Source organism: Streptomyces sp. NPDC051064 (genome assembly GCF_044455985.1).
In the GTDB taxonomy this organism is placed as follows: domain Bacteria; phylum Actinomycetota; class Actinomycetes; order Streptomycetales; family Streptomycetaceae; genus Streptomyces.
Genome location: NZ_JBITFK010000007.1, coordinates 374,022 through 387,901 on the forward strand (window position 1 = coordinate 374,022; position 13,880 = coordinate 387,901).

The window sequence follows — 13,880 nt, forward strand, 5'->3', positions numbered from 1 at the left end:
TGCTGTCCTGCCCTCAGAAAAGGAAGTACCGCTGGGCCATGGGGAGCTCCGCGGCGGGGGCGGGTTCGACCGGATCGCCGTCGATGGTGACGGCGAAGCTGTCGGGGTCGACCTGGACCCGGGGCAGGGCGTCGTTCTCCCGCATGTCCGCCTTGGTGACCCCTCGGGTGCTGGTGATCGGCACGAACTCCTTGCCGAGCCCCAGGCGTTCCGGCAGCCCGGCCTCGACGGCGGCCGAGGAGACGAAGTTGAGGGAGTTGGCCGAGGGGGCGCGGCCCACGGCGCCGAACATCGGGCGCGGCATGACCGGCTGCGGGGTGGGGATCGACGCGTTGGCGTCGCCCATCTGCGCGTAGGCGATCTGGCCCCCCTTGATCACGGTCTGCGGTTTGACACCGAAGAACGCCGGGTCCCACAGCACGAGATCGGCGAGCTTTCCGGTCTCGACGGAACCGATCTCCCGGTCCAGTCCTTGCGCCACCGCCGGGTTGATCGTGTATTTGGCGACATAACGACGTGCCCGGTGGTTGTCGGCGGGACCGTCGCCCGGCAGGGCTCCGCGCCGCCGCTTCATCACATGGGCGGTCTGCCAGGTACGCAGGATCACCTCGCCGATGCGGCCCATCGCCTGGGAGTCCGAGGAGATGATCGAGATTGCCCCGAGGTCGTGGAGGATATCCTCGGCCGCGATGGTCGAGGGCCGGATCCGGGACTCTGCGAAGGCGAGGTCCTCCGGCACCGTGGGGTTGAGGTGGTGGCAGACCATCAGCATGTCGAGGTGTTCCTCGATGGTGTTGACGGTGTGCGGCCTGGTCGGGTTGGTGGAGCTGGGCAGGACGTAGGGCTCCGAGACCACGCTGATGATGTCGGGAGCGTGCCCGCCGCCCGCGCCTTCGGTGTGGTACGCGTGGATGGAGCGCCCTGCGATGGCGGCCAGCGTGTCGGCGACGAACCCGGCCTCGTTGAGCGTGTCCGTGTGAATGGCGAGCTGGGCGCCGGTCTCCTCGCACACGCCCAGGCAGGCGTCGATGACTGCAGGCGTCGCACCCCAGTCCTCGTGGATCTTGAACCCCAGCGCACCCGCACGGAGTTGGGAGTGCATGGCCTCCCGGGACATCGTGTTGCCCTTGCCGAGCAGACCGATGTTGACCGGGTACGCCTCGAGCGCCTCGAACATCCGGGCAAGGTGCCAGGGGCCCGGGGTGATCGTCGTGGCCTTGGTCCCCTCGGCCGGGCCCGTGCCTCCGCCGACGAGGGTGGTGATCCCGGAGGAGAGAGCCTGGTCGACGAGGGTCGGCGAGATGAAGTGGACGTGCGCGTCGATGGCGCCGGCGGTGACGAACTTGCCGTTGCCAGCGATGATCTCGGTCTCGGGGCCGATGACCAGCTCGGGGTGGACGCCGTCCATCGTGTCCGGGTTGCCGGCCTTGCCGATCCCGGTGATCCGGCCGTCGCGGATGCCGATGTCGGCCTTGACGACTCCCCAGTGGTCGATGATGACGGCGCCGGTGATGACGGTGTCGGGTGCCCCTTCGGCGCGGGTGGTCCGCGCCTGCCCCATCGATTCGCGGATCACCTTGCCACCGCCGAACACCGCCTCGTCACCGGCCCGTCCGGGGCCGCCGGAGCGGTCCTCCTCGATCTCGACGACGAGATCGGTGTCGGCGAGCCGGATGCGGTCACCGGTGGTGGGCCCGAACAGGTCGGCGTACACGGGGCGGCTGAGCTCAGGCATCGAGGGAACCTCCGGTGTCGCCGCGCAGTCCGGGGACGATGCGCAGACCTGCGAGCGGGACGAGTTCGACATCGACGGGAATGCCGGGCTCGAAGCGCACAGCGGTTCCGGCGGCGATGTTCAGCCGCAGCCCGTGGGCGGAGCGGCGATCGAAGTCCAGGCCGGGGTTGGCCTCGGCGAAATGGTAGTGCGAGCCGACCTGGACGGGCCGGTCAGCGGCGTTGAGGACGGTGAGACGGGTGGTGGGGCGCCCCTCGTTGAGCGCGATCCGCCCCTCCGCGAACAGGATCTCTCCGGGAATCATCGGCCGTTCCCCCGTCAGACGATCGGCTCGTGGACGGTGACGAGCTTGGTGCCGTCCGGGAACGTGGCCTCCACCTGGACGTCGTGGATCATCTCGGGGATGCCGTCCATGACGTCGTCGCGGGTGAGGACCTTCCTTCCGGAGGCCATCAGTTCGGCCACGGTCCGGCCGTCGCGGGCCCCTTCCAGAAGGTGCGACGTGATCAGCGCGATCGCCTCGGGGTGATTCAAGCGCAGTCCGCGCGCCCTGCGCTTCTCGGCGACATCGGCCGCCACATGGATGAGCAGGCGTTCCTGTTCGTGCGGAGTCAGTTGCACGCTTCCACCCTCTTCGTCTCCCGCCCGGTACCTGCCCCAGGCGCAGCGGGACCCTATCTCGTCTTCAACACTCTGTTGAACGATGAAGAGGATTCCGCGACCAGGTATTGCACGTTAGGGCGGAAGTTTTTCCGGCGCGTTAACTGATCTTTGACTGGTCCATGGACATCAGCCCCCGCAATCCGTTCTCCAGGACGGCGGGTTCGACCCCGCCGAAGAGAGCCTCCTGTGCCATGAACCCCTGAGCGGTGGCGATCATGGTGCGGGCGACATCGTCGGCCGGAACGTCGGAGTGCATGATGCCGGCCGCGCGGTACGCGTCCACCAGCTTCGACCAGGCCGCGCGCATGCCGGCGTAGCCGTCCTCGAGCGTCCGCGCCAACTGGTCGTTGCGCAGCGTCTCGGCCCACACCTGGACGATGAGCGCGGCGCACGCGCGGCGCTCCATCCCGTACATCTGTCCCTCGAAGACCCCGCGCAGCACTCTGCCGAGCAGTACATCGGGAGTGGGGGGCGTGGTGAGCTCCGCAGCCTCCTCGAAGGCGCTCCGGATGGAGCGGAACGCCTCGTCGGCGATGGCCGCGATCAGGTCCTCCTTTCCCGCGAAGTAGCGGTAGACGGCTCCGGCCGACAGCCCGACCTCCTTCAGCACGTCCTGCATCGAGGTGCCGTGGAAGCCGTTGCGGGCGAAGCAGCGCGCGGCGCCGGCGAGGATCTGCCGGCGGCGGGCGTCGAGGTGCTCCTGAGATACACGTGCCATGGAGCCAATTTAAAACGAACGTTCCTTCTTGACAAGCGTCCGGACCGGGGAGGACAGTGGCCGTACACCTTAAAACGAACGATCCTTCTCTTTGAATTGAGGCAGTCGTCATGCCTGCTGCGCCGAACCGTCGCGCGGTCGCGGTCATCCTCCTCGTCCCGCTGATCGTGACACTCAGCCTCTGGGCGTTCTCCTGGCCCGCCGCCCGGATCGCCCCGCGCGATCTGCCCGTGGGCGTCGCGGGCCCCGCACCGGCGGCCGAACAGCTGCAGAAGCAGTTCGAACAGCGTGCGGGAGCCTTCGAGATCCACCGTTACGACGACGAGGCCGCGGCCCGCGACGCGATCGAGGGCCGGGTCGTATACGGCGCCGTCGTCGTCACCGAGGAGGGCCCACGGCTGCTCACCGCCTCGGCGGCGAGCCCCGTCGTCTCCCAGCTGCTGACCGAGGCGGCCAAGGCGGCGGCTCCATCGGGAACGGCCGTACCGGTCACGGACATCGTCGCCGCACCCGAGACGGATCCACGCGGCGCGGCGCTCGGCGCGAGCATCCTCCCGCTGGCACTCGCCGGTGTCGCCGCGGGGGCGATGGTGACCGTCATGGGGCTGCGCGGCGCCAGGGCGGCCGTGACCCTGGTCGGCGCGGCGGGACTGGTGGGCATCGCCGCCACGGCCGTCGCCCACAGCTGGCTGGGCGTGGTGGCGGGTGACTGGTGGACGGAAGCCGGCGTCGTCGGACTCACCGTGCTGGCCATCTGCGCCGGTGTCGGAGGGCTGGCGGCACTGTTCGGCTCGAAGGGCATCGGCGTGGGCGCGCTGCTGATGGTGCTGCTCGGCAATGCCTTCTCGGGCGTCACGAGCGCACCTGAACTGCTCCCCGAACCGGTCGGCGCGATCGGCCAGTGGCTCCCGCCGGGCGCGGGTGGCTCACTGCTGAGGTCGGCGGCCTTCTTCGACGGCGCCGCGGCGGGCGGGGCCGTGCTGACCCTGACGGTCTGGGCCGTACTGGGCCTTGCAGCCGTACTGATCGGCGGCCGTCGGCAGCCGGAAGCGGGCAGCCCTGCCGAACTCCCCGGCCGGCGCCGGGAACCGGTCCTCACGGACTGACGGACACCCCCGGACGAGCCGAGCCCCCGCCAGGACAGGCGGGGGCTCGGTTTTTCGCGGTTCGGCGGCAGACAGGGGCGCGGGGCCCCATGGAGGGCTTCAGCGGTCCCGGTCGTCGTGGCCGCGGTGCTCCGCCGCGAGCCCGAAACGGTGCTGTTCGCCTTGAGCAGACGACACGGAGCGGAACGAAGAGACCGAACTGATCACCTGCTCCTCGGCCGCCACCTCCTGCGCCGCCGCCTCACCGCTCTCGAGTCGTTCCAGATCAGCGGCCGAAACCAGGGCTACCAGGGGCTTTCCGTGCCGCGTCACCACGACCCGTTCACCCCCGTAGACAACGCGGTTGATCAGTTCGGCGAGCTCCGCCCGGGCTTGCGTCACCGGAATCTCGTAGGCCATACCCCCATCTTAACCTCCTGTACGTCCTGTACATTTTTTACGTACTGCGATTCGCTGTGGTCCGAGGAGAGGCATCGCCATGTTCCGTCCCGCCGCCCGCTACGTACTGCCCGAGTTCACCGAGCGCACCGCCTACGGTTCCCGAAGCATGGATCCGTACTCGAAGCTGCTGTCCGAGCGGATCGTCTTCCTCGGCACGCCGGTCGACGACACCGCGGCGACCGACCTGATCGCACAGTTCATGTATCTGGAGCACGCGGACCCCGACCGGCCCCTGTCCCTCTACATCAACTCGCCCGGCGGCTCCTTCAACGCCATGACCGCGATCTACGACACCATGCGCTTCCTGGCCTGCGAGGTGGAGACCTTCTGCCTCGGACAGGCGGGTTCGAGTGCGGCGGTACTGCTCGCGGCCGGCGCCCCCGGACGCCGACATGCCCTGCCGGGCGCGCGGGTAGTCATTCAGCAACCCGCCCTGGAAGAGCCGGTGCAGGGCCAGCCCTCCGATCTCGAGATCCAGGCCCGCGAGTTGGAGCGCGAGCGCGCGATGCTCACGGCCATGCTGGCCCGTCACACAGGGCGTTCCACACGGGAGATCAGCGCAGACATCGAACGGGACACCATCCTCGACGCCCCGGCCGCCCTGGCGTTCGGACTGGTGGACCACGTCGTGGAGAACCGCACACCGTCCCAGCCGCCGCATCCCGCGAGGTGAACGCCCGATGCTCTCACCCCAGTTCCCGCCCCTCCCCGCCCTGACACGCGCCGAGTCCGAGTTCATCGACTGCTACCTGGAGGTGCTCGATCAGCTCGGCCGCATCAACCCCGCCCGCGGCAGCGACACGTACGGGGCGCTCCGGGCGGCTCAGGCTCTCGCGTCCCGGGCCACCGCCCTCCGCGACGCACTCGTGCTGATGCACGAGCGGGGCGAGTCACAGATCCACGCGGACACTCTGGCCAGGGCACTGCGGCTGCTGGACGGCGAGCGTCGCGCCGGGCGGGTCGCCGTGCCTCCCGCGCCGTCGAGTTGAGCACCCCGGCGCCCGACTCGGCCGCCGCACCCGCCTTTCGGCGCCTCTTTTCGACACGCCCGGCCGCCTGACGAGTTTTCCTCGCTCGATCGGAGTAGAAGGTCCCCCGCCCGAAGGACAGGTCAACTTGCGCGACAGTCGCGGACACTGAACGGAATCCGTTGTTCCGCCGCTGGTGCGCGGCTGGTCCGGTGCGGCCGCCCCGACTCCGGGCCGGCCGCGTCCACCCGATCGGATCATTCGTGACGACTCTCACATATCGCCACTTCAGCGAGGAAATCCGGCGGCGCGTGCGTAAAGATCCCTGGGACGACAAGCCCCCGCCACCGCGGCGGGGCGGTCCGGGCGGACGCCGAGTCCTGCCGCCGTCCGGATGCCTGGTCGACAGGAGTGGATCGGCAGGAGTGGAGGACCCGAGCACAACGGGCCGACCGGAATTCCGGACGGCCCTCGGGGTGAAGCCGCTTCGCGCGGCCGGGCAACTTCGCCAGCCCGAACCCGACAGGTCATCCTTCACAGGCGGCTGACGAAGGGTTGCGCATGACTGCGCAGGTTCATGTCCCGTCTCTGTTCGCCCGGGTCGGTACGGCCTCGGTTCTGACATTCGCCGTAGGCACCACCATGATGGCCCCTGGTCTCGTGAACGACGCCGAGGCCGCCGCCCACTCGACGACGGCACTCAAGATCGCGGCCTCGAAGAAGGGCGCGCCCTACAGATGGGGCGCCACGGGCCCCCACAGGTTCGACTGCTCAGGGCTCACGCTCTACTCGTTCAAGAAGGCCGGCAAGAAACTGCCCCGCACGGCTCAGCAGCAGTACAACAAGACCCGCCATATCTCCAGGTCGCAGCGGAAACGCGGCGACCTGGTCTTCTTCCACGCGGGCCGCAGTGTGTACCACGTCGGCATCTACGCCGGCAGCGGGAAGATCTGGCATTCACCGAAGACCGGCGCCGTGGTCCGGCTGGAGAAGATCTGGTCCGGCAACGTTCTGTACGGGAGGGTCCGCTGAGGTCCCTCCCTTCTCCGTTCAGTGCAGCAGGGGGCCCGTCACCAGCACGAGTCCCAACGCGGTGAGCGCCGTGCCGCTGCCACCCTCGATCACCCGGGTGGCACGCGGCCGGCGCAGCCACCGGCCCAGGCGATCCACCAGCAGGGCGACGGCCGGGAACCAGACGAGCGCGAGCAGGACGACCACCGAGGCCAGCAGCAGTGTCCTGGGCAGCGGTGGCTGCCCCTCGGGGACGAACTGGGGCAGCAGGCTGAGGAAGAGCACGGGCGCCTTCGGGTTGAGGGCGTTGGTCAGGAAACCCTGGCGCAGTGACCTTCCGGCCCCCGACAGCGTCCTGCCCTCGCTCTCCTCCTCGGCGGCGGTTCCGGTGGTGACCCGCCGGCACATCGCGTACAGGCCGCTGAGCCCGAGGTAGAGCACGTACGCGCCGCCGAGCAGCTGAACGGTACGGAACAGGGCGGGCATCGTCACAAGCACGGCGGCGAGTCCGGCCGCGGCCAGCGCGGTGTGCACCACAAGCCCTCCGGCGACCCCCACGGCGGTGGCGAGCCCGGACCGCCGGGATGCGAGCGCGTTGCGTACGACCACGGTGAAGTCGGCGCCGGGAAGGGCCACCATTCCCGCGGCCACGGCGACGAAGGCGAGCAGTTGTGCGTCCATGGGTCCACCCTGACCGATCGCAGCCCTTAGCATGTACTTGCAATCTTCTGGGTCTGCCAAAAGGAACGCTTAATGTACGACCCGACACGGCTGGCCGCGCTGGTGGCGGTGTCCGAGGCTGGATCGATCACGCGTGCAGCGGCGCGGCTGGGTTACACCGCGCCCGCCCTCTCGCAGCAGCTGGCCAAGCTGGAGAAGGAGACCGGAGCCGCCCTCCTCGTCCGCCACCACCGCGGGGCACGGCTGACGGCCGCCGGTGAGCTGCTGGCAGGGCGGGCGAGACGCATCCTGGACGAGATGGACCAGGCGCGGCACGAGCTGGCCAGGCTCGCAGGGCTGTCGGGCGGCCGGCTGCGGGTCGGCACGTTCGTGACGGCCGGGATCCATCTGCTGCCGCCGGTACTCACCGCGTTCCGGCGCGCCCACCCAGACGTGGAACTGGCCGTCACGGACTACGAGCCGCCCGCCGGCGTCGCCGCCGTGGCGGCCGGCGACGTGGACCTGGCGCTGACCCACGCGTACGAACCCGCGGCCGCCGATCCGCTCCCGGCGGGGGTGTCCGCCGAGCCGCTGCTCGTCGAGGAGCTGGTGCTGGTCACCGCGCTCGGGCAGATGCTGTCCGAGGGCAGCGGCCCGCTGCCCGTGGCCGAACTCGCGGGCCGGCCGCTGATCAGCAGCGCACCCGACCATCCGCCGCGTCGCGGGGTGGAGCGTGCGCTGGCGGAGGCGGGGGCCACCCCCGCCGTGGTGTGCGAGTCGCCCGGCTACGCGCTGGTGTGCGCCCTGGTCAGCGCAGGGATCGGCGTGGCGGTGGTGCCGGAGATGGTGGCCGCGATGTCCCCTGCACCGCTCGCCGTCCGGCGCCTGGAACCCGCCGCCTTCCGGCGGACGATCTCCGTGGTGCACCGGGGGGACCGGAACACCGCGGCCGCGACGACGCTGACGGCCCTGCTGCGCAGCGGCTTCGGCCGGGCCTCCGCGGTGTGAGGACGGCCCCGCGGCACACGGCCCGCACCGCACGGCCCGCACCGCACGGGGGCCTGCCCGACGGCGTCAGGCCTGGGCGGGAACCGGCCAGGGTAGAGCGATCCACACGGTCTTGCCCCCGTCCGGGGTGGGGCTGACGCTGAGCCGCCCGCCGTGCTCCTTCGTCAAGGCCCGGATGATCACCATGCCGCGGCCGTTGTCCTGCCGGACCGCGGCGGGCAGCCGCTGGGGCCAGCGGGGGTGACTGTCCGTCACGCCCAGACAGAACTCCACGTCCCGGTCGAGGCGGAGGTCCACCGTGAAGGTGGGTGACTGCCCGAAGGTGTGCTGGACGGCGTTGGTGGCGAGTTCCGAGACGATCAGCCGGATGGTGTCGGCGGTATCGCCGTCCTCGGCCAGACCCCATTCGGCGAGCACCCCGGCCACATGTCTCCGGGCCGTGGAGACCGAGGCCGGATCGCTCGGCAGAGTGACGGTTGCTTCCTGATGGTCTGCCATGGCGACGCCGTCCCTTTCCCGCCCTGACCGGCCCGTGGCCGGCCTGGATCGTGCTTCGCGCCAGACTGCCACCGATGCCGCCTCCCTTGACGGCGATCCACCAAGATATGCATATATCTGTCGCTCATTACGGTGAACTCCGTCCCCTGAGCCGTGTACGGGCGCAACACTGGCCCCTTTCCGAGCCGGACCCGCCCGGGCGGCTCTCCGTACAACGGGAGGAGGCCACCGTGCGAAACGGCCCTGCGGTACGCCGTCGCAAGCTCGGGGAGGAGCTGCGCAGCCTGCGTCACACATCGGGACTCACGAGCCGGGACGCCGCCGGGATGCTGGGCTGGCACCAGTCGAAGGTGAGCCGGATCGAGACGGGGGCGAGCGGCGTGACGCCCGGTGACGTGAGCCGCCTCCTGGACGCCTACGGCGTGGACGACCGTCAGCTGCGCTCCCTGCTCCAGACGCTCGCCGGCTCGGCGGGCGGAGGCGGAAGCGGGTGGTGGCACGCCTATCGCGGGCTCATCCCGCCCCAGTACCGCGACTTCATCAGCCTGGAGTCCCAGGCCGAAGCCGCCCGCACGCTGGAGACCTCCGTGGTCCCGGGCCTGCTGCAGACCGCCGACTATGCGCGGGCCGTGACCCGTTCCTCGCTGGACGGACTGCCGCCCGCACAGCTCGATTCCCTGGTGGAGGTCAGACTCGCCCGGGCAGAGCGTCCTCCACGCGCCCCGGCCGCTGGGGCTCAGCGCCGTACTCGACGAAGCCGTGTTACGGCGAGTGGTCGGCGGCCCCCGGGTCATGGAGGAACAGCTCCTCCATCTGTCACAGGTCGCTCAACTTCCCCACGTGACACTCCAGTTACTGCCGTTCGAGGCCGGGAGCTACATCGGCCTCACAGGCTCTTTCGTTATTTTTTCATTTCCGACCACTTCCGATCTAGACGTGGTCGTATTTGACCACTTGACGAGTAGTCTCTATCTGGAGCGGAAAGAAGACCTTGAGGCGTACAGCTCGGCCTTCCGCACGATGCAGGCTCACGCGCTGTCGCCCGAGCGTTCGCTGGACCTCATCGCCGCAGTAGGCCGCGGTGATCAGACGGAACCTTCAGACTGCCCGAGGGGGCCACGATGTCCGACCGTCTCGCACAGCCCGCACCCAGGTGGCGGCGCAGCAGCCGCAGTACCGGAATGAACAACTGCGTGGAAACCGCGCCGGCCGGCGACGAAGGGCTCGCCGTGCGGGACTCCAAGGACACGTCCCTGCCGCCGCTTCGGTTCTCGGCGACGGCGTGGACGTCCTTCGTCGCCGGACTGGACGGCCACCGGGTCAGCTGACGGGCCCCGGCGCCGTGGCGAGGACCGTGCCCACGGCTTCCGTGATCTGATTTCGCGTCAGGTCCGCCCGGGCTGTCAGCCTCAGCCGGGAGATCCCGTCCGGCACCGACGGCGGCCGGAAGCATCCCACCGCGAGGCCGGCCGCACGGCAGTCGGCCGCCCACCGCACCGCGGACTCCGCCGAGGGCGCGCGGACCGATACGACGGCGGCGTCGGGGCGCACCGCGGTCAGCCCGGCCGCCGTCAGCCGGCCGTACAGCTCGACGGCGACCACCCCGGCCCTCGCCGCGCGTCCGGGTTCGCGGCGCAGCAGCCGCAGAGCGCCCAGAGCCGCGCCGACGGCCGCCGGTGCGAGACCGGTGTCGAAGATGAACGTACGGGCCGTGTTGACCAGATGGCGGATGACCCGGGCGGGGCCGAGCACCGCTCCCCCCTGGCTGCCGAGCGATTTGGAGAGGGTGAGGGTGGCGACGACCCCCTCGCCGCCCGCCAGTCCGGCGGCCGCGAGCGCGCCGCGCCCGCCCTCGCCCAGGACACCCAGTCCGTGCGCGTCGTCCACGAGGAGGGCAGCGCCTGCTTCGCGGCAGACACCGGCGAGTGCTGCCAGCGGAGCGGCGTCCCCGTCCACCGAGAAGACGGAGTCGGTCACGGCCAGAGCCCGTCCGTCATGGTCGTGGAGCACCTTTCGCACCGCCTCGGGGTCGGCGTGCGGCACGACGGCGGTGGCGGCCCGGGCGAGCCGGCAGCCGTCCACGATCGAGGCGTGGTTGCCCGCGTCGGACACGATCAGCGACTCGTGTCCGGTGAGCGCCGTGAGGGCGGCGAGGTTGGCCGCGTAACCGGACGAGAACACCAGGGCGGCTTCGAATCCGCAGAAGTCGGCGAGTTCGCGTTCGAGTTCGGCGTGCAGCGCGGTGGAGCCGGTGACGAGCCGTGAGCCGGTGGCGCCTCCGCCCCATGTCCGTGCCGCCTCGGCGGCGGCCGAGGTGACCTCGGGGTGCCGGCTCAGACCCAGGTAGTCGTTGCTCGCGAGGTCCAGCAGTTCCGTGTCGGCGGGCCGGGGGCGCAGCGTCCGGACGAGTCCGGCGTCGGCACGGCGCCGGGCCTCGTCGTCGATCCAGTCGAACGGGGCGTAGGACATGAGCGGGTCCCTTTTTGTAGGCAGCTCACAGACCCTAACCGGGTGCGCAACAGGCCAGGGTGTGGCAATACACACAGCATCGACCGGCTCTGCTGTCCGGTTCCTCCTTGGCCGATGACGGTGCCGTACGTCAGGATCAAGGCCATGGACCTGCTGAATACGCTGGTGGACAAGGGGCTGCGGCGCGTACCGCCGACCCGTGACGAAGCGCTCGCCGTGCTGGCGACGTCCGACGACGAACTGCTCGACGTGGTGGCCGCGGCCGGAAAGGTACGCCGTCAGTGGTTCGGGCGGCGCGTGAAGCTCAACTATCTGGTGAACCTGAAGTCGGGGCTCTGCCCCGAGGACTGCTCGTACTGTTCGCAGCGGCTCGGTTCCGAGGCGGGCATCCTCAAGTACACCTGGCTGAAACCGGACGAGGCCACGAAGGCCGCCGCCGCCGGGGTGGCCGGCGGCGCGAAGCGGGTCTGCCTGGTGGCGAGCGGCCGGGGGCCGACGGACCGGGACGTCGACCGGGTGTCGCAGACCATCGAGGCGATCAAGGAGCAGCACGAGGACGTCGAGGTGTGTGCGTGCCTCGGCCTGCTCTCGCAGGGCCAGGCAGACCGGCTGAAGTCCGCGGGCGCGGACGCGTACAACCACAACCTCAACACCTCCGAGGGGACGTACGGGCAGATCACGACCACCCACACGTACGCCGACCGGGTGGACACCGTGCAGCAGGCCCAGGCCGCCGGCCTCTCGGCGTGTTCGGGGCTGATCGCGGGGATGGGTGAGAGCGACGCCGATCTGGTGGATGTCGTGTTCTCGCTTCGTGACCTGGACCCCGACTCGGTGCCGGTGAACTTCCTGATCCCCATCGAGGGCACGCCGCTCGCCAAGGAGTGGCACCTCACTCCCCAGCGGTGCCTGCGCATCCTGGCGATGGTCCGGTTCGTCTGCCCGGACGTCGAGGTGCGGCTCGCGGGCGGCCGTGAGGTCCATCTGCGGTCGATGCAGCCGCTCGCACTGAACCTGGTCAACTCGATCTTCCTGGGTGACTACCTGACCACCGAGGGCCAGTCGGGCCAGTCCGACCTCGACATGATCGCGGACGCCGGATTCGAGGTGGAGGGGGCGGACACCACGACGCTTCCCGAACACCGCGCCCGGACGGGCGGCTGCGGTTCGCACGAGGGCGGCTGCGCTCCGTGCGGCGACACCGCCGAGGCCGCTCCGGAGCCGTCCGAGGTCCTGGCGGCGCGTACGGATCTGGTGACGGTCCGCCGTCGCGGTACCGGGACGGACCTCGCGCCCAATGCCTGATCCGCTCCGCCCGGCCGAGCTCCGCGCCCTGGACCGGGCCCATGTCTGGCACCCCTACGGCCCGATGCCGGGCCGGCAGGAGCCGCTCGTCGTGGAGTCCGCGTCCGGGGTCCGTCTCCGCCTCGCCGAACCCGCCCACGGTCAGCACGAGTTGGTGGACGGCATGTCGTCCTGGTGGTCCGCGGTCCACGGCTACAACCATCCGGTGCTCAACGAAGCCGCCCGCGGTCAGCTGGACCGGATGAGTCATGTGATGTTCGGCGGGCTCACCCACGAGCCCGCCGTCCGGCTGGCGACCCGGCTGGTTGAGATCACTCCGGAGCCGCTGCAGCATGTCTTCCTCGCCGATTCGGGGTCGGTCTCCGTCGAGGTCGCGGTGAAGATGTGCCTGCAGTACTGGCGTTCGGCGGGGCGGCCCGCCAAGCAGCGGCTGCTGACCTGGCGCGGCGGCTATCACGGTGACACCTGGCAGCCGATGTCGGTGTGCGACCCCGAGGGCGGGATGCACGAGCTGTGGTCGGGGTCCCTCCCCCGGCAGATCTTCGCGGACGCCCCTCCGGACGGTTTCGACGCCGAGCCCGACGAGACCTACGTGAGGCATCTGCGCGAGCTGGTGGCCGCGCACGCCGACGAGACGGCGGCGGTCATCGTGGAGCCCGTGGTGCAGGGGGCGGGCGGGATGCGCTTCCATTCCCCCGCGTATCTGCGGGTGCTCCGCGAGGCGTGCGACGCGAATGACGTGCTGCTGGTGTTCGACGAGATCGCGACGGGGTTCGGCCGTACCGGGCAGCTGTTCGCCGCGGGACACGCCGGCGTCTCCCCGGATGTCATGTGTGTCGGCAAGGCGCTGACCGGGGGCTATCTGACGCTCGCTGCGACGCTGTGCACCTCGCGGGTGGCGGAGGGCATCTCGAGCGGGGATGTGCCGGTGCTCGCGCACGGGCCGACGTTCATGGGCAATCCGCTCGCCTCGGCGGTGGCCTGCGCCTCCGTCGATCTCCTGCTGGGCCAGGACTGGGAGCTGGAGGTGAAGCGGATCGGCGCGGGGCTGCGCCAGGGGCTGGCCGAGGCCGCCGGTACGCCGGGCGTACGGGATGTCCGGGTGCTGGGCGCGATCGGGGTCGTGCAGCTCGATCACGAGGTCGACATGGAGGCCGCCACACGGGCCGCGGTGCGCGAGGGCGTCTGGCTGCGCCCGTTCCGCGATCTCGTGTACACGATGCCGCCGTACGTGACCGGCGACGACGATGTGGCAAGGATCTGCCGGGCCGTGTGCTCGGCGGCGAGGGAGGGCTGAG

The 13,880-nt window shown here is 70.4% G+C and carries 16 protein-coding genes, 1 pseudogene and 1 riboswitch; of the genes and pseudogenes, 9 read left to right on the forward strand and 8 right to left on the reverse strand.

Annotated elements, in window-relative coordinates; translation table 11 throughout:
• Positions 1 to 13: 13 nt before the first annotated feature.
• The 4 genes from ACIBCU_RS26115 to ACIBCU_RS26130 all read right to left on the reverse strand — a co-directional run bounded on the left by ACIBCU_RS26115 (position 14) and on the right by ACIBCU_RS26130 (position 3,116).
• Positions 14 to 1,735, reverse strand: a complete 1,722-nt coding sequence (locus tag ACIBCU_RS26115) for an urease subunit alpha (RefSeq protein WP_362927763.1) — start codon at positions 1,733 to 1,735, stop codon at positions 14 to 16.
• The gene (locus ACIBCU_RS26120) at positions 1,728 to 2,039 is read right to left on the reverse strand and encodes an urease subunit beta (RefSeq protein ID WP_362927764.1); all 312 of its coding nucleotides are present in this window, start codon (positions 2,037 to 2,039) and stop codon (positions 1,728 to 1,730) included. The genes ACIBCU_RS26115 and ACIBCU_RS26120 overlap by 8 nt, the downstream gene beginning before the upstream one ends.
• Positions 2,040 to 2,053: 14 nt before the next feature.
• On the reverse strand, positions 2,054 to 2,356 hold the full coding sequence (locus ACIBCU_RS26125; protein WP_104790628.1) for an urease subunit gamma: 303 nt from the start codon (positions 2,354 to 2,356) through the stop codon (positions 2,054 to 2,056).
• A 139-nt stretch (positions 2,357 to 2,495) separates the two neighbouring features.
• Complete coding sequence (locus ACIBCU_RS26130) at positions 2,496 to 3,116, reverse strand: TetR/AcrR family transcriptional regulator (protein WP_399234357.1); 621 nt, start codon at positions 3,114 to 3,116, stop codon at positions 2,496 to 2,498.
• Between the two features lie 110 nt (positions 3,117 to 3,226).
• Between ACIBCU_RS26130 and ACIBCU_RS26135 the strand changes: the two genes are divergently transcribed.
• A complete protein-coding gene (locus ACIBCU_RS26135) occupies positions 3,227 to 4,222 on the forward strand; it encodes an ABC transporter permease (RefSeq protein ID WP_399234359.1) in 996 nt (331 codons plus the stop codon).
• 99 nt (positions 4,223 to 4,321) lie between these two features.
• On the opposite strand, the gene ACIBCU_RS26140 is transcribed toward ACIBCU_RS26135, so the two are convergent.
• Positions 4,322 to 4,621, reverse strand: a complete 300-nt coding sequence (locus tag ACIBCU_RS26140; RefSeq protein WP_362927767.1) for a type II toxin-antitoxin system Phd/YefM family antitoxin — start codon at positions 4,619 to 4,621, stop codon at positions 4,322 to 4,324.
• A 79-nt stretch (positions 4,622 to 4,700) separates the two neighbouring features.
• Between ACIBCU_RS26140 and ACIBCU_RS26145 the strand changes: the two genes are divergently transcribed.
• The 3 genes from ACIBCU_RS26145 (at position 4,701) to ACIBCU_RS26155 (ending at position 6,663) form a co-directional block, all read left to right on the forward strand.
• The gene (locus ACIBCU_RS26145; RefSeq protein WP_362927768.1) at positions 4,701 to 5,336 is read left to right on the forward strand and encodes an ATP-dependent Clp protease proteolytic subunit; all 636 of its coding nucleotides are present in this window, start codon (positions 4,701 to 4,703) and stop codon (positions 5,334 to 5,336) included.
• Positions 5,337 to 5,343: 7 nt separating this feature from the next.
• On the forward strand, positions 5,344 to 5,652 hold the full coding sequence (locus tag ACIBCU_RS26150) for a hypothetical protein (protein ID WP_362927769.1): 309 nt from the start codon (positions 5,344 to 5,346) through the stop codon (positions 5,650 to 5,652).
• A gap of 340 nt (positions 5,653 to 5,992) precedes the next feature.
• Positions 5,993 to 6,189: riboswitch (cyclic di-AMP (ydaO/yuaA leader) on the forward strand.
• 3 nt (positions 6,190 to 6,192) lie between these two features.
• Positions 6,193 to 6,663: a C40 family peptidase gene (locus tag ACIBCU_RS26155; RefSeq protein WP_362927770.1), complete on the forward strand. Its 471-nt coding sequence runs from the start codon at positions 6,193 to 6,195 to the stop codon at positions 6,661 to 6,663.
• 18 nt (positions 6,664 to 6,681) lie between these two features.
• Here the strand turns inward: ACIBCU_RS26155 and ACIBCU_RS26160 are convergent, their stop codons facing one another.
• Positions 6,682 to 7,323, reverse strand: a complete 642-nt coding sequence (locus ACIBCU_RS26160; RefSeq protein ID WP_362927771.1) for a LysE family translocator — start codon at positions 7,321 to 7,323, stop codon at positions 6,682 to 6,684.
• 72 nt (positions 7,324 to 7,395) lie between these two features.
• Here ACIBCU_RS26160 and ACIBCU_RS26165 point away from each other — a divergent pair, with 72 nt between their 5' ends.
• Positions 7,396 to 8,310: a LysR family transcriptional regulator gene (locus ACIBCU_RS26165; protein WP_399234362.1), complete on the forward strand. Its 915-nt coding sequence runs from the start codon at positions 7,396 to 7,398 to the stop codon at positions 8,308 to 8,310.
• A 66-nt stretch (positions 8,311 to 8,376) separates the two neighbouring features.
• On the opposite strand, the gene ACIBCU_RS26170 is transcribed toward ACIBCU_RS26165, so the two are convergent.
• Positions 8,377 to 8,808, reverse strand: coding sequence for an ATP-binding protein (locus ACIBCU_RS26170; protein WP_399234364.1), 432 nt, complete (start codon positions 8,806 to 8,808; stop codon positions 8,377 to 8,379).
• Positions 8,809 to 9,038: 230 nt separating this feature from the next.
• Between ACIBCU_RS26170 and ACIBCU_RS26175 the strand changes: the two are divergent.
• Positions 9,039 to 9,993, forward strand: a pseudogene (locus tag ACIBCU_RS26175) (helix-turn-helix domain-containing protein).
• A complete protein-coding gene (locus tag ACIBCU_RS26180) occupies positions 9,930 to 10,136 on the forward strand; it encodes a DUF397 domain-containing protein (protein ID WP_399234366.1) in 207 nt (68 codons plus the stop codon). Before ACIBCU_RS26175 ends, ACIBCU_RS26180 begins: the two are co-directional and overlap by 64 nt.
• On the opposite strand, the gene ACIBCU_RS26185 is transcribed toward ACIBCU_RS26180, so the two are convergent.
• Positions 10,129 to 11,277 (reverse strand): 8-amino-7-oxononanoate synthase, encoded by a 1,149-nt coding sequence (locus tag ACIBCU_RS26185; RefSeq protein ID WP_362927776.1) that lies wholly within the window; start codon positions 11,275 to 11,277, stop codon positions 10,129 to 10,131. The two genes, ACIBCU_RS26180 and ACIBCU_RS26185, sit on opposite strands and share 8 nt — an antisense overlap.
• A gap of 144 nt (positions 11,278 to 11,421) precedes the next feature.
• On the opposite strand from ACIBCU_RS26185, the gene bioB reads away from it, so the two are divergent.
• Both bioB and ACIBCU_RS26195 read left to right on the forward strand, forming a co-directional pair.
• Entirely contained in the window at positions 11,422 to 12,582 is a 1,161-nt protein-coding gene (gene bioB / locus ACIBCU_RS26190) for a biotin synthase BioB (RefSeq protein WP_362927777.1), read from the forward strand.
• On the forward strand, positions 12,575 to 13,879 hold the full coding sequence (locus ACIBCU_RS26195; RefSeq protein WP_362927778.1) for an adenosylmethionine--8-amino-7-oxononanoate transaminase: 1,305 nt from the start codon (positions 12,575 to 12,577) through the stop codon (positions 13,877 to 13,879). The genes bioB and ACIBCU_RS26195 overlap by 8 nt, the downstream gene beginning before the upstream one ends.
• The last annotated feature ends 1 nt before the right edge of the window (position 13,880 follow it).

What these genes read in the sequence shown, in the direction of transcription:
- ACIBCU_RS26115 (WP_362927763.1), bottom strand. Translation starts at nt 1,735, where the DNA reads ATGCCTGAGCTCAGCCGCCCCGTGTACGCCGACCTGTTCGGGCCCACC.
- ACIBCU_RS26120 (WP_362927764.1), bottom strand. Translation starts at nt 2,039, where the DNA reads ATGATTCCCGGAGAGATCCTGTTCGCGGAGGGGCGGATCGCGCTCAAC.
- ACIBCU_RS26130 (WP_399234357.1), bottom strand. Translation starts at nt 3,116, where the DNA reads ATGGCACGTGTATCTCAGGAGCACCTCGACGCCCGCCGCCGGCAGATC.
- ACIBCU_RS26135 (WP_399234359.1), top strand. Translation starts at nt 3,227, where the DNA reads ATGCCTGCTGCGCCGAACCGTCGCGCGGTCGCGGTCATCCTCCTCGTC.
- ACIBCU_RS26140 (WP_362927767.1), bottom strand. Translation starts at nt 4,621, where the DNA reads ATGGCCTACGAGATTCCGGTGACGCAAGCCCGGGCGGAGCTCGCCGAA.
- ACIBCU_RS26145 (WP_362927768.1), top strand. Translation starts at nt 4,701, where the DNA reads ATGTTCCGTCCCGCCGCCCGCTACGTACTGCCCGAGTTCACCGAGCGC.
- ACIBCU_RS26150 (WP_362927769.1), top strand. Translation starts at nt 5,344, where the DNA reads ATGCTCTCACCCCAGTTCCCGCCCCTCCCCGCCCTGACACGCGCCGAG.
- ACIBCU_RS26155 (WP_362927770.1), top strand. Translation starts at nt 6,193, where the DNA reads ATGACTGCGCAGGTTCATGTCCCGTCTCTGTTCGCCCGGGTCGGTACG.
- ACIBCU_RS26160 (WP_362927771.1), bottom strand. Translation starts at nt 7,323, where the DNA reads ATGGACGCACAACTGCTCGCCTTCGTCGCCGTGGCCGCGGGAATGGTG.
- ACIBCU_RS26165 (WP_399234362.1), top strand. Translation starts at nt 7,396, where the DNA reads ATGTACGACCCGACACGGCTGGCCGCGCTGGTGGCGGTGTCCGAGGCT.
- ACIBCU_RS26170 (WP_399234364.1), bottom strand. Translation starts at nt 8,808, where the DNA reads ATGGCAGACCATCAGGAAGCAACCGTCACTCTGCCGAGCGATCCGGCC.
- ACIBCU_RS26180 (WP_399234366.1), top strand. Translation starts at nt 9,930, where the DNA reads ATGTCCGACCGTCTCGCACAGCCCGCACCCAGGTGGCGGCGCAGCAGC.
- ACIBCU_RS26185 (WP_362927776.1), bottom strand. Translation starts at nt 11,277, where the DNA reads ATGTCCTACGCCCCGTTCGACTGGATCGACGACGAGGCCCGGCGCCGT.
- bioB (WP_362927777.1), top strand. Translation starts at nt 11,422, where the DNA reads ATGGACCTGCTGAATACGCTGGTGGACAAGGGGCTGCGGCGCGTACCG.
- ACIBCU_RS26195 (WP_362927778.1), top strand. Translation starts at nt 12,575, where the DNA reads ATGCCTGATCCGCTCCGCCCGGCCGAGCTCCGCGCCCTGGACCGGGCC.